Source organism: Rhodococcus shunpengi, from assembly GCF_048381395.1.
Classification (GTDB): Bacteria; Actinomycetota; Actinomycetes; order Mycobacteriales; family Mycobacteriaceae; genus Rhodococcus.
In genome coordinates this window covers 60,435-74,229 of sequence record NZ_JBLWIU010000008.1, presented here as the reverse complement: position 1 = coordinate 74,229, position 13,795 = coordinate 60,435, and the positions used below count along the sequence as shown (strand labels likewise).

General features: G+C 67.9%; 13 protein-coding genes. All 13 read left to right on the top strand.

Annotation, left to right across the window (positions count from 1 at the left end; all coding sequences use genetic code 11):
* Window positions 1-95 precede the first annotated feature (95 nt).
* The 13 genes from ACNJ7K_RS01295 (at window position 96) to ACNJ7K_RS01235 (ending at window position 13,769) form a co-directional block, all read left to right on the top strand.
* Window positions 96-899 (top strand): GntR family transcriptional regulator, encoded by an 804-nt coding sequence (locus ACNJ7K_RS01295; protein WP_230791987.1) that lies wholly within the window; start codon window positions 96-98, stop codon window positions 897-899.
* 141 nt (window positions 900-1,040) lie between these two features.
* Window positions 1,041-1,757, top strand: coding sequence for a UTRA domain-containing protein (locus tag ACNJ7K_RS01290; RefSeq protein ID WP_487041040.1), 717 nt, complete (start codon window positions 1,041-1,043; stop codon window positions 1,755-1,757).
* A 363-nt stretch (window positions 1,758-2,120) separates the two neighbouring features.
* Entirely contained in the window at window positions 2,121-3,266 is a 1,146-nt protein-coding gene (locus tag ACNJ7K_RS01285; RefSeq protein WP_230791989.1) for a sugar ABC transporter substrate-binding protein, read from the top strand.
* Between the two features lie 20 nt (window positions 3,267-3,286).
* The gene (locus ACNJ7K_RS01280; protein ID WP_230791990.1) at window positions 3,287-4,303 is read left to right on the top strand and encodes an ABC transporter permease; all 1,017 of its coding nucleotides are present in this window, start codon (window positions 3,287-3,289) and stop codon (window positions 4,301-4,303) included.
* Window positions 4,300-5,823, top strand: a complete 1,524-nt coding sequence (locus ACNJ7K_RS01275; protein ID WP_230791992.1) for a sugar ABC transporter ATP-binding protein — start codon at window positions 4,300-4,302, stop codon at window positions 5,821-5,823. The genes ACNJ7K_RS01280 and ACNJ7K_RS01275 overlap by 4 nt, the downstream gene beginning before the upstream one ends.
* Window positions 5,824-5,904: 81 nt before the next feature.
* Window positions 5,905-7,218, top strand: a complete 1,314-nt coding sequence (locus ACNJ7K_RS01270) for an NtaA/DmoA family FMN-dependent monooxygenase (protein WP_085469544.1) — start codon at window positions 5,905-5,907, stop codon at window positions 7,216-7,218.
* A complete protein-coding gene (locus ACNJ7K_RS01265) occupies window positions 7,218-8,054 on the top strand; it encodes an alpha/beta fold hydrolase (protein WP_006552855.1) in 837 nt (278 codons plus the stop codon). Before ACNJ7K_RS01270 ends, ACNJ7K_RS01265 begins: the two co-directional genes overlap by 1 nt.
* Window positions 8,036-8,926: an LLM class flavin-dependent oxidoreductase gene (locus ACNJ7K_RS01260; RefSeq protein WP_229580226.1), complete on the top strand. Its 891-nt coding sequence runs from the start codon at window positions 8,036-8,038 to the stop codon at window positions 8,924-8,926. Before ACNJ7K_RS01265 ends, ACNJ7K_RS01260 begins: the two co-directional genes overlap by 19 nt.
* On the top strand, window positions 8,923-10,191 hold the full coding sequence (locus ACNJ7K_RS01255) for an LLM class flavin-dependent oxidoreductase (protein WP_039958221.1): 1,269 nt from the start codon (window positions 8,923-8,925) through the stop codon (window positions 10,189-10,191). Before ACNJ7K_RS01260 ends, ACNJ7K_RS01255 begins: the two co-directional genes overlap by 4 nt.
* Before the next feature lie 174 nt (window positions 10,192-10,365).
* Entirely contained in the window at window positions 10,366-10,869 is a 504-nt protein-coding gene (locus ACNJ7K_RS01250; RefSeq protein ID WP_016692083.1) for an NADPH-dependent FMN reductase, read from the top strand.
* Window positions 10,866-11,363: a flavin reductase family protein gene (locus ACNJ7K_RS01245; RefSeq protein ID WP_487041039.1), complete on the top strand. Its 498-nt coding sequence runs from the start codon at window positions 10,866-10,868 to the stop codon at window positions 11,361-11,363. Before ACNJ7K_RS01250 ends, ACNJ7K_RS01245 begins: the two co-directional genes overlap by 4 nt.
* Entirely contained in the window at window positions 11,360-12,580 is a 1,221-nt protein-coding gene (locus tag ACNJ7K_RS01240; RefSeq protein WP_006552860.1) for a bifunctional 3,4-dihydroxy-2-butanone-4-phosphate synthase/GTP cyclohydrolase II, read from the top strand. Before ACNJ7K_RS01245 ends, ACNJ7K_RS01240 begins: the two co-directional genes overlap by 4 nt.
* Window positions 12,581-12,710: 130 nt before the next feature.
* Window positions 12,711-13,769 (top strand): DNA polymerase IV, encoded by a 1,059-nt coding sequence (locus tag ACNJ7K_RS01235; RefSeq protein WP_487041038.1) that lies wholly within the window; start codon window positions 12,711-12,713, stop codon window positions 13,767-13,769.
* The last annotated feature ends 26 nt before the right edge of the window (window positions 13,770-13,795 follow it).

The window sequence follows — 13,795 nt, the reverse complement described above, 5'->3', positions numbered from 1 at the left end:
ATCCACCCGATGCGGTCCTCGACCGGTTTCGGCACCTCCGCTGTCCACCGGCCCGTAATTTCCGGAGACCGAGAAGTATGAGAGAGAACGTCATCATGAGAGAGCGAGCCACGCATCCCCGCGCGGTGGGTGGCTCGGCCGGCAACCGCAACACCCTCTCGCGGCGCGTGCACGACATGCTGCTGGCCTCGGTGCACCACGGCATCTACGCCGAGGACCAGGTGCTCGTCGAGGACCAGTTGATCGCCCACCTCGACGCGAGCCGCACCGCCGTCCGTGAGGCACTCCGGAAACTGGCGGACGAGGGAGTCGTCGAACGGCATCCGCGCAGCGGCACGATCGTGGTGAACACGGGAGTGCGGATCGCGTTGGAGGACATCCGTCTCGCCGACGGACCGCCGGACGAGATGGACATCGTCATCACCGAACAGCGCACGGTTCCCAGCACCTCACTGCTCAGGACCCGGCTGTCGACCTCGGATCGTCGCCTGCGGATGGTGGAGAACACGTTCGTGCTGCACGGCACCGTGATCGGTATCCGCACGGCGTACTTCCGGGCGTCCTTCGAAGCGGTGAGCTACGACGGGCGCGCGGCGATGAGCGAGGTCGCCGCCCGGTTCTTCGGACGCACCGTGTCCCGGATCGATACCTCGATCGGAGCGACGACCGCCGACGCGCGCACCGCCCGGATCCTCGGGATCGCCGAGGGTTCCGCGGTCGTCGTACGCAACCAGACCTTCTACGACTCCCACGAGCGGCCCATCCAGATCGCGTTCGACCACTACCGCGCCGACCGTGTCACCTTCGTCCACGGGCGCCCGTCGACCGCGGCGGTCGCCTCGCCGCACCTGCACGCGACCGGCGGGCAGGACCCGGAGCGACACCACCCCTTACGCTGAGGGACATCGGAGTCGAGTGGGATTGTCCTCGTAATGATTTCGAAACGCCGATGGGATAGAAACGACCCATGACCGGCATGGAGCCCGGTCGGTGTTCCAGGAGGCACAGTGCAGCAGGACATGCGTCGCGACGATTCATCAGTGCGAGGTTCGACGAATCAGACCCGCCGCGCATACGGCCTGATCCGCTCGTTGATCAGGTCGGGTTTTCTCGTCGACGACGAACAACTCGTCGAGGACCGTCTCGTCAAGACGATGGGTATTCCGCGGGCCCGGGTCCGGGAGGCGCTTCAGCAACTCGCGGCCGACGGACTGGTCGAGCGGCGCCGGCGTACGGGAACCCGAGTGCGGCAGGAGTACTTCCAGGTCCCCGTCGACGACATCCTTCCGTGGCACACCCCGCCCGGTTTCGCAGTGCGGCAGACAGACAATCGCGTGGTGCCGTCGGGGCCGTCCATCAGGACGCGGCTCGGTACCCACGACACCCGTGTGGGACTCGTCGAGCACGTCTTCGAACACGTGACGAGTTCCGGCGTGGAACCGTTGGGGGTGCGGATGGCCTACTACCGCGAGCAGTACGAGCAGCCCAAGGTGTGGCAACGCTGCCCGAGTCTCGCCGACGCCTTCGCACTGGTCTACGGCGTCCCGTTGGGCAAGGTGGACACCGTGATCGACGCCGTCGCCTGCGACACGGACACCGCCCGCGTACTCGGCCTGCGCGAGGGTTCCCCCGTACTCATGCGCGAACAGCTCCTGCGCGATGTGGAGGGGACCGCGCAGGAGTACACCTTCTCGTACTACCGGGCCGATCGGGTGTCCTTCCCGCTCGGCACGGCACCCGAACGGGTGGGGCAGTGACCCGCACCTGACGATCGGCTCGGGAGGACGTGCCCGCATTCCGGAAGGAATGCGGGCATTTTCGTTTTCCGGGGGAGTGCGGCCCCGGCGAATAAGGGAGCGCTCTCGGCGTATTGACCGGATGCCGGATCGAGCCCGGACCCGCCGAGCCCGTCGACCTGCACGAATCGCTCACCCGATGCAGCGCCCGAGAGGGTTACACGGCGAAATCGACGCGCAAATGCGTCGACCAGGCGGCGAAATCGATGCCGCGTTGACTGAGCGTCGTCACTGAGGCGAACGAGTTGTGGTGTCGCCGTGAACTCGATCCCGTGCCCGGCCGATGCTCTGCATCACGGGCGTGTAGCTGGAACCGGAGAACGCATGAAATCGCTCAAGCATACGGCCGTCGGGGCCCTCTTCCTCGGTGCGTCGCTCGCACTGTCCGCCTGCACAGCGGCCACCGACGTCGGGTCGGACGACACTTCGGACAGGGCCCTCTCCGCCTCGGCGCAGGAATGCGTCGACGGCGTGCAGGCGCGTCTCGCCACCGCGACCGCTCCGTCCGAGCTGATCGCCCCGACCGCACCCCTGGACCTCGCCGCGCTCCAGGGCGACACCATCTGGTTCATCACCGTGACGATGAACCAGTTCTCGGTGGATATGGTCGAAGGCGTCGAGGAAGCCGCCGAGGCCGCCGGGATGAAGGTGGTCCGCTTCGACGGTCAGGGCATGACCAACCGCTTCAACGAAGGCATCGAACAGGCCGTCGCGCAGAAGGCGGCAGGCATCATCCTGGTCGGTATCGATCCGAGCGTGGTGTCGTCGGCGCTGGCCTCCGCCGAAGCCGCCGGCATCCCGGTGCAGAACACCCTCAACTCCGATCCGGACGACGCGGTCCCGTCGGGCATGTACGGCAACCTCACCGCGGACTTCAGCGCCGACGGGGCGATGGCCGCCGATTGGGTCATGGCCGACAGCGGCTGCGCCGGGAACCTGGCGATCATCTCGTCCACCTCGGTCACCGTGTGGGACTACCTTGCCCAGGGCGCGAAGTCGCAGATCGAGGCGGAATGCCCCGACTGCACCGTGACGATCATCGACGTCGACGTCGCCAACGTGGCGACCGACGTCGGCAGCCAGCTGCAGACCACGCTGCAGCGCCAGCCCGACATCGACTACATCTTCCCCGTGTGGGACAGCGCCGTGACCTACGTCGACCCCGTGCTGGCCGCGGCCAACTCCAAGGCCAAGGTGCTCAGCCGCGACGGACTGCAGCCGAACCTCGACGCGATCGCGGGTGGTTCCGGCCAGGACATGGACATCGCGACCCCGCCCGCCGGCTGGATCGGCTGGCTGGCCGTCGACGATCTCGCCCGCGCCATCCTCGGTGAGAGCGCTCCGGGCTACGTGATCCCGACCCGCGTCGTCGACGCCGACAACGTGGGTGATGCGAGCGTCGAGTCGATCGCGCCCGAATACTCGGACTACCAGGCGGCATTCGTGTCCGCGTGGTCCTCGGCTCAGTAACCGGCCGAACAGGAGATCCCATGACGACTTCCGCCACGACCCCCGACACGACGCTCACGGAGACTGTATCCCCCGTGACGAAGAGTTCCTCCCGCTTCGACGGGGCGTTCGAACGTTGGGCCCTCGTCGGCGCACTTGGACTGCTCGTCCTGCTGTGTGTCGCCATCCTCCCTCAGTTCCGCACGGCATCGTTGTTCACCACGATGCTCAACGCCCAGTCGCTGGTGCTTCTGCTCGCTCTGACCGCGACGATCGTGCTCCGGCTCGGAGACTTCGACCTCTCCATCTCGCAGACGATGGTGGCGACCGCGGCGATCGTGGCCGTGATGACGAAGAACGGTTATCCGGCCTACGTCGCGATCCTCACCGCCCTGGCCCTCGGCGCGGTGGTCGGAGCGATCAATGCACTCATCGTGGTGCGGGTGGGTGTCGACTCGTTCGTGGCCACACTCGGCTCGTACACGGCGCTGGCAGGTTTCGCGTACCTGATCACCGACAGCCGGATCGTGGCCGGCGTCCCCGACGGTTTCGTGAACTTCTCCCGCTCGCAGTTGCTCGGCCTGCCGATGATCACCTGGTACGCCTGGGTGCTCGTAGTGGTGCTCTGGTACGTCTACCAGCGCACCCCGCTCGGGCGGTACACGGTCTTCATCGGGGGCAACCGCGCCGCGGCACGGTTGGCCGGCATCTCCGTCGACCGCATCCGGACCTCGGCGTACATCGTGTCCGGCCTGATCGCGGCCTTCATCGGCATCTGCTTCGCCGGATACTTCGGAGCGGTCGACCCGAGCGTCGGAGCCCAGTACATGCTGCAGCCCTTCGCGGCAGCCTTCCTCGGCGCGACCGCGATCACCGTGGGCCGGTTCAACGCGTGGGGTACCGTCGCCGCCCTCTACCTGCTGACCGTCGGCATCACCGCACTCCAGTTGCTCGGCGCGCAGACCTGGGTGACCAACGTCTTCTACGGACTCGCGCTCATCGTGTCGGTCACCGCCGCCAAGCTGGTCGGCAAGCGCCGGGCAGGAGCCCGGACATGACGGCACTCAACGTGGTCGGCCTGCGCAAGTCCTACGGCGGCGCGGTCGCGCTCGACGGCCTGAACCTGCACGTCCGCCCCGGCGAGGTCCACGCTCTGCTCGGCCAGAACGGTTGCGGCAAGAGCACACTGGTGAAGTCGTTGACCGGGGTGGTGACGCCGGACGAGGGTTCGGTCGAGGTGTTCGGCCGCACCCTGACCCTGCCGGTGGACGCTCCGCACGAACACGGCATCGCCGTCATCCACCAGGACATCGGGCTCGTCGACGACATGACCGTGCTCGAGAACCTGGGAGCGAACGCCAGGTACGGTGCCCGCCTGCTGGCCCCGGTGCGGGTCGGACGGGAGAAGGCCGTCTACCGGGAACTGATGAACCGGCTCGGATTCGACTTCCCGCTCGACGCCCAGGTGTCGACCCTCAGCCCCGCCGAGCGCGCCCTGCTCGCGGTGGTCCGGGCCATGCGTCTGATGGACGGCAACACCGACGAGCAGCTGTTCATCCTCGACGAGCCGACCGCTGCTCTGCCCCGTCCCGAGGCGTCCCGGCTGCTCGCGCTCATGCGCCGCGTCGCGGACACCGGTGCCGGCGTGATCTTCATCAGCCATCGGCTCGCCGAGGTCATGGAGGTGTGCGACCGCGCGACGGTGATGCGCGCCGGCCGCGACGTCGTCGAGGTCCCGATCGAGGACACGAGCCGCTCCGAACTCGTCGCCCACATGCTCGGCCGGCGCATGGACGACTTCTACCCGGCCCCTCCGAGCGTGGAGTTCGGCGCCCCGCGCCTGACGGTGCGGGGACTCACCGGCCGGCGCGTCACGGACGTCGATCTCACGGTCCGCGCCGGCGAGGTCGTCGGCGTCACCGGCCTTGCGGGCATGGGGCAGGAAGAACTGCCGATGCTCCTGGCCGGGGACGAGAGGCCCACCGCCGGAACCGTCGCGGTGGACGGAGCCGAACTGCGCGCGAGTGATCCGCGGCAGGCGATCGACCACGGGATGACCCTCGTCCCGGGGAACCGGTTGCGTGACGGATGCTGGGTGGAAGGCACCGCCGAGGAGAACGTGATCCTCCCCGTGGTGCACCGGCACCGGCGCTGGAAAGGGCTGGACATCAACGCGATGCGGGAGCGTGCCGCCCGGCTGATGACCGAGGTGAACGTCCACCCGAACCGGCCCGAACTGCCGATGTCCGCCTTCAGCGGCGGCAACCAGCAGAAGGTCGTGTTCGCGAAATGGCTGCAACTGGACCCCAAGGTCCTGCTCCTGGACGAACCGACCCAGGGTGTGGATCCCGGCTCGGCCAAGGACCTGCTCGCCGATGCGATGGCAGCAGCGACGAAGGGTGCGGCGGTGGTGGTGTTCTCCGGTGAACACGAACTCCTCGCGGCCGTGTGCCATCGGGTGCTGGTGCTCCACCACGGCCGCCTGATCGACGAACTGTCCGGCCCGCGATTGACCGAGCAGCAACTGCTCGAAGCGTGCGAGTCCCCGGCGGACGACGCACTCCTGGCAACCCACTGACCCCGCCGTCGGATCCCGACGGCACATACTCCGGGTCCCGCGACGGCGGGACCGCGTTCGACGAAGAGAAGGACCACGAACATGACTGCAGATCCGTTCCGTCTCGGCTGGTTCGGCAACCTCGCTGCCCCCGAATGGAAGTCGCCGTACAGCGGCATCGACGCCACCACCAACTACTTCAACGGTCGCTTCTACGTCGACATGGTCCGGAACCTCGAGCGGGCCGGCTTCGACTTCCTCATGATCGAGGACTCGCTCATGGTGAGCGACATCTACCGCGGCACCGCCGAGATCGAACTCAAGCACGCCCGCTACGCACCGAAGATGGACCCGGTCGTGGCAGCCTCGATGCTCGCCGCCGCCACCGAGCACATCGGCATCATCGCCACCGCCTCGACGACCTTCTACCACCCCTACCAGCTGGCGCGGCAGTTCGCGACGCTCAACAACCTCACCGGTGGCCGAGTGGGCTGGAACATCGTGACCTCGAGCGAGGACCTCGCCGCCCAGAACTACGGCCTCGACAAACTGCCGGAACACGATCTCCGATACGAGATGGCCGAGGAGTTCGTCGACGTCGCGATGAAGCTGTGGGGATCGTGGGAGGACGGTGCCATTCTCGCCGACCCGGAGAGCGGCTACTACGCCGACTACAAGAAGGTCCACCCGATCCACCACGAAGGTCGCTTCTACAAGTCGCGCGGACCGCTGAACGTTCCTCCGGGACCGGGTGGGCGTCCGGTCTTCTGCCAGGCCGGCGGATCGCCGCGCGGCCGCGACTTTGCTGCCAAGCACGCCGACATCATCCTGACCATCCCGCACGGCGTCGAAGGGGCGAAGGAGTACCGCGCCGACATCCGCGCCCGGGCGGCCAAGTTCGGCCGCAACCCCGACGACATCAAGGTGTTCTCGGTGGTGTACCCGATCGTCGGTGAGACGGAACAGGAGGCCAAGGAGAAGAACGCCGCCTGGTACGCCCGCAAGGAACACAACTTCGAGGTCCAGATGGCGCACTTCGCGGCGACCATGGAGATCGACTTCTCCCAGTTCGACCCGGATCAGCCGATCCCGGACGACGTCTCGACCAACGGCCACCAGAGCCAGCTCGAGGTCTGGCGCAAGCAGCTCGGCGGCCGCACCATCCGCGAGGGCTTCAGCGGAATGCGCGTCCAGACCACCGAAATGGTCGGTACCCCGGATTCGATCGCCGCACAGATGGACGAGTTCATGCAGGAGGTCGGTGGCGACGGTTTCCTCATCTACGGACAGCCCATCAGCCGCCAGTCGATCGCCGAGATGACCGACGGTGTCGCTCCCGCGCTGCAGCGCCGCGGTCTGCTGCGCACCGACTACGCCCACTCCACGCTGCGCGAGAACCTCCGCTCGTTCAGCTGATGATGTATCGCATCTATGTCGACACGCCGTGCGGGCAGATTCACGCCCGCACGGCGGGGTCGGGCCCCGAGGTCGTGCTCCTGCTGCACCAGACGGCCTCGTCGTCGGAGATGTACGAGGCGTTCGCCGCGAAGTTCCTCGAGGCCGGTCACGGCGAGCGCTATACGCTGATCGCCCCGGACACTCCGGGCTTCGGGATGTCCTTCGCCCCACGTGAGCAGTACGCCCTGCAGTGGTGGGCCGACGACATGATCGCGCTGCTCGATTCCCTCGGTGTCCTGCACGCGCACCTGCTGGGGCATCACACCGGTGCCGCCATCGCAGCGACGATCGCAGCGTGTCACCCCGGCCGGACCGCGAGTCTGGCGATGGTCGGGGCGGTGGCCATGTCGCCGGAGGACCGTGCCCGGTGGCACGCCGGGGTCACGGCGATGACGCCGGCCGCCGACGGTGCACATCTGCTGACGGCCTGGGAACAGGTCGGAACGATCGATGCGGACCTCGCGTTCGCGCCGGACGTCGCGCTCCGGCATCGCGAGGTGGTGGACAAGCTCCGGGCCGGACTGCGTTGGCACGAAGCGTATCTCGCGGTTTTCTCCACCGATGTCGGTGCTCTGCTGGAGGCCGTCGCGGCCCCGGCGCTCCTGCTGTGTGGCACCTCCGACGTGCTCCATCCCTACGTCCCGGAAACGAGGCGGGCGATCCCACACGCACGGTACGTCCCCCTCGAGGGCGGCGGATACATCCTCGACCAGGATCCCGCCACGGTCCTCGAGCACTACATCGAATTCCTCACCGACGTCTCCGAGGAGGTCGAATGCCCACCAGCCCGATAGCCGTGTGGTTCCTCGAACCCGGCAACGCTGCGACGATGCTCCGCACCGTCCTCCACCTCGATCTCGCCGGTGCCGATGCGGTGGTCCTTCCCGACGAGGCGGACTGCCCGGAGGCGTTGTTGCTCGCCGCAGCGGCCTCACGGCGTGCGCCGCGGATCGGTCTCGTCGCGGAGATCTCACCGTGGAGCCGGCCGCCCTTCCTCACCGCCCGAGCCCTGGGCACGCTCGACGCCCTGACCCGCGGCCGCGCGGGATGGTTCGTCTCCGGTCGCGACACCGGCACCACCTGTTCCGACGACAGTGGACGCTGGTCGGCCGGCACCGCGACCGCAGCGGAACGGCAGGACGCGCTCGCCGACTATCTCGCCGCGACCGCCGCGCTCGGCAACTCGTGGGAGCCCGACGCTCTCGTCGCGGACGTGCCCTCCGGGAGATACGTCGATGCCGACTGCGTCCATGTCACGAACTATCACGGCCCCTACTTTTCCACCCGCGGTCCGCTGAACGCGCCCCGCCCACCACAGGGACGCGCGGTGCGCTTCGCCGAATATCGGCCGAACGCAGCAGAATCGGACGTCGCCGACGTTCTCGTCGTCGGATCCGAGGAGGACATTCCCGGAGCGCGGGCGAGCGCGGATCGCGTGCTGTTGAAAGTCGCGGGGGAGGCCACGGCCGCACCCCCGGTGACCTCGGCCGACGGCTACGCCTTCTGCGGCGTCACCGACGGCCGTCTGCTCGGGCAGGTGCTGCACGAGACGCTACCAGCGCTCGTGCCCGCTCCGAGGGGTGGTCTCCTCCGCGACCGATTCGGTCTGAGCGCATCCGATTTCGAGTTCGTCCCGTATCACGCCGAACAGGAGGTACCGGTATGAACGAGCCGATGACGCTCGGATGGTTCGTCAATTACATGCCCACCGGATGGAACCGGCCCTGGGCAGGACCGGATCCGCGGGCATGGACCGACGGCAGCTTCTACGTGGACATGGCCAAGGCCCTCGAGCGCAGTTGCATCGACTTCGTCATGCTCGAGGATTCGAGCGTCGTTCCGGAGAACTTCGGCGGTGACATGGTCGCGGAGTTCAAGGCCACCGTGAAGGCCCCCAAACACGATCCGCTTCCGCTCGCGGCGGCCATCTCCCAGGAGACCAGCCGCCTCGGCGTGGTGACCACCATGAGCACGAGCCTGTATCCACCGGATCGGCTGGCGCGGATGCAGGCGACGCTCGACGAACTGTCCGACGGCAGGAACGGGTGGAACATCGTCACCTCGTTCGAGGACCTCGCGGCGCGGAACGTCGGGCTGGAGAAGCTGTGGGAACACGACGAGCGCTACCTCCGCGCCGACGAGTACCTCCGCGTGACCTCCGAGATGTGGTCGAGTACCGACGGAATCGACTTCGACGGCCGCTACTACCGGGTGAACGGCCCGGCCGCCCCCATGAGTCGGCAGGAACGGCCGGTCCTGTGCCAGGCCGGCGGATCACCCGCGGGCATGGATTTCGCAGCCGAATGGGCCGACCTGATCGTCTCCGTCCCGGTGGGCATCGACGCCATGAAGAAGTACCGGGACGGCATCCGGGAACGGATCGAACGCAGCGGCGGCGATCCGGACCGATGCCGGGTGCTCTACATGGTCACACCGATCCTGGGGGAGACCGACGCCGAAGCAGCTGCGAAACGCGACCGCATGTACTCGCCGGAGTCGGACAACTTCCTGCGCCGGATCGTCCAGCTGTCCAACATCTCCGAGATCGACTTCTCGACCTACGATCTCGATGCACCGATTCCCTCTGACGCCACCACCAACGGGGCGCAGAGCATCCTCGACACGATGAAGCGGCTGACCGAGGGATCCTCGCTCCGGCAGGTCCTCGAAAGCACCGGCGAATCCACCTCCCTCGACCTGGTCGGAACGCCGGCGACGGTCGCGGACCGCATGGAGGAAGCGATGGAGATCGTCGGCGGCGACGGGTTCCTGCTCTTCCACGGTGGGGGAGGCCTCATCACCCGGCGTTACCTCGACGAGGTGCTCGACGGTCTGGTCCCCGAACTCCAGCGCCGCGGACTCGCCCGCAACGAATATGCAGAGGGCACGTTCCGGGAGCGCCTCGCCCGGTCGGTCCCCACCGGCGGATAGATCGAGTTTTCCGCGGTATCACCGCCGCGTCGCACAGCTTCCGCAGGTGAACGGTCTGCGGGGGCGATGTGCAACGGCGCAATATGTACGCCACATTCCGGTCGCACTCCCGACATACCCGTCGGGTCGAATATCCGGTGACGGGCGGAAAGTCTCGCCCGAAAGGAGATCCACATGAAGGTCACTGTCGTTGCCGGTAACCCGAAACCCGGCTCCCGTACGCTCGACGCCGCCACCGTGCTGGCCACCGCGCTCACCGGGGAGGCCCCCGATCACGTGGTCGACGTCGTCACTCTCGGTCCGGGCCTGCTCGGCTGGGGCGACGACGCGGTGAAGGAGGCGGTCGAGACCGTCGCCTCCTCCGACCTCGTGGTCTTCGCCAGCCCGACCTTCAAGGCCACCTACACCGGCATCCTGAAGTTGTTCCTCGACCAGTTCGCGACCGGCGACGGTCTGCGCGACGTCACGGCGGTGCCGCTCATGCTCGGCGCCGGCCCGGCCCATGCGATGGCGCCCGACCTGCTGCTCAAGCCCGTGCTCGTCGAACTCGGCGCCACCTGCCCCGCCGCGGGGCTGTACCTGATCGATTCCACCTACACCACCGACACCCGGATCGCCGAGTACGCCGAGCGCTGGGCGCCGGTGCTGCGATCCACCATCCGGACGGAGGCACGATGACCACCCTCGCCCTCGACGGCGCCACCCTGCGCCGCGCGTTCGCCCACGTCCCCTCGGGTGTCGTCGCGATCTGCGCCGACACCGGCAGTGAGCGGATCGGCATGGCCGCAAGCACTTTCGTTCCCGTCTCCCTCGAGCCGCCGCTGGTGGCGTTCTGTGTGCAGAACAGTTCGACCACCTGGCCGAAGCTCGAAGCGCAACCGCGCCTCGGCATCAGCGTCCTGTCGTCCGAACACGACATCGCCGCCCGGGTGCTTGCAGCGAAGAACGGCGACCGGTTCGCGGGCATCGAGACCGAGACCCGTGACAGCGGAGCGTTGTTCATCGACGGCTGCGGTGTGCGGATGGACGTGTCGATCGAACAGCAGGTGCCGACCGGCGATCACGCGATCGTCGTGCTGCGCGTGCACGAACTGTTCTGTGATGAAGCCGATCACGCGACGGAGCCGATCGTCTTCCACCGCAGTTCGTTCCGACGTCTGGTGGCGTCGTGAGCCGCATCGAGGCGGCGCTCGACGCGTTGCGGGCGGGTAAGCCGGTCCTCGTCTCGGACGCCGCGGACCGGGAGAACGAGGGCGACGTCATCCTCTCCGCGCAGCACGCGACCCCGGAATGGATCGCGTGGACCGTCCGACACACCTCGGGTCTGCTGTGCGCCCCGATGACCGGTGCCCGCGCCGACGCCCTGGACCTGCCGGCAATGGTCGCCGACAACCAGGATCCGAAGCAGACCGCCTACACCGTCACGGTCGACGCCGCGCGAGGCGTCACCACCGGCATCAGTGCCGCGGATCGTGCTACGACCCTGCGTGTGCTCGCCGATCCGACGGCCACCTCGCGCGATCTGATCCGCCCCGGCCACATTCTGCCGTTGCGGGCCCGCCCCGGTGGAGTGCTCGAGCGTCCCGGTCACACCGAAGCCGCCGTCGACCTGTGTGCACTCGCGGGTCTGCCGCAGGTCGGTGTGATCGCCGAGCTCGTCTCCGACGACGGATCGATGATGCGCATGCCGGAGATCGAAGCGCTGGGAGCGCAGTACGACCTGCCCGTGCTCACGATCGAGGAGTTGATCCGCTACCGCGCGGCGCATCCGTTTCCGTCACCGGTGGTGCCGTCCGGACGGGTCGTGAGGGCCGACGAGGCATCGATGCCGACCCGCTTCGGAACCTTCCGTGCCGTCGGCTATCTCGACCGCCACACCGGCGCCGATCACATGGCGCTCATCGCCGGACCGTTGGGTGACGCCCCGCTGGTCCGGGTGCATTCGGAGTGTCTGACGGGCGAGTCGTTCGCGTCGCAGCGCTGCGAGTGCGGCCCCCAGCTGGATACCGCGCTGGAACGGATCGCTCAGGAAGGCGGCGTCCTCGTCTACCTGCGTGGCCACGAGGGCCGGGGGATCGGCCTGCTCAAGAAGCTCGCGGCCTACCGACTGCAGGACGGCGGCTTCGACACAGTCGCGGCCAACCTCGAACTCGACGAACCGGCCGACGGACGCGAATACGGCGGCGCCGCGGCGATACTCCACGATCTCGGCATCGGCTCGGTGCTACTGCTCACCAACAACCCCGCCAAGATCGCCGGACTCGAGGACAACGGCATCGTCGTCGCGGGGAGGGAGCCGCTGCACGTCGGCGTCGCACCGGCGAACGTGCGGTATCTCGAGACGAAGCGGCGACGGATGGGGCACATGCTGCCCGCGGCGCAGAACTGAACAACATCCTCGCTACACGAACCGGTGTTTGCCCCTGCTGCAGCAGGGGCAAACCTCGTTTCGGCGAGCGAACCCGGACACTGTCGGAATTCTCGAACGCACACTTACCGCGCGTCCTACGGTTGTCGGCATGGGCACGCCCGGCATCGACCAGTGGGTCTTCCACGTCGACCTCGACCAGTTCATCGCCGCGGTCGAAGTGCTGCGCAATCCGGAACTGGCGGGCCGTCCGGTGGTCGTCGGCGGTCGCGGTGATCCGACCGAGCGCGGCGTGGTCTCCACTGCGTCCTACGAGGCGCGGGCGCACGGGGTGGGGTCGGGGATGCCGCTGCGGGTCGCTGCGCGCAAGATCCCCGACGCGGTCTTCCTCCCTGTCGACGCCGATACCTACAACGAGGTATCGCAGGTCGTGATGGACACCCTCCGCGGCTTCGGCACGGTCGTCGACGTGCTCGGATGGGACGAGGCGTTCATGGGCGTGCAGACCCACGATCCGGAGGCGTTCGCGCGCGAGGTGCAGGCCGCCGTGCTCGACGCAACCGGGCTGCACTGTTCCGTCGGGGTCGGCGACAACGTCCTGCGCGCGAAGATCGCGACGGGATTCGGGAAGCCTCGCGGGATCTTCCGGTTGACGCGCGACAACTGGTTCGCGGTGATGGGGGAGCGCTCACCCGATTCGTTGTGGGGCATCGGCGCGCGCACGGTGAAGAAACTCGACGACATGGGTATCCGCACGGTCCGCGAGCTGGCGCGTGCCCCGGTCGACGAGATGGCAGCGCGGTTCGGACCCAAGATCGGTCCGTGGCTCGTCGGCCTCGGCGCCGGTGCGGGCTCGACGGAGGTGTCGGCGGAACCGTGGGTGGCGCGGTCGCGCAGCCGGGAGACGACCTTCCAACACAACGTCGGCGACTGGAACGCGATCACCGAGTGCGTGCGCGACCTCGCGGCGCGGGCCGTCGACGACGTCCGAGGTGAGAGGCGTGAGGGAGTGCGGGTCGCGCTGAAGATCCGCTACGCGCCGTTCGTCACCCACACCGCGAGCGTCGCTCTTCCGTCGCCCACCACGGATCTCACGACCGTCACGGACGCGGCCGTCGGACTGCTCGACCGCTTCGATCACGAACGCGAGGTCCGGCTCGTCGGAGTGCGGGTGGAGATGACGCCACCGGAGAACGTGCGGTCGCCCTAACGGCTGGCAGACTGGGCCCGGTGCGA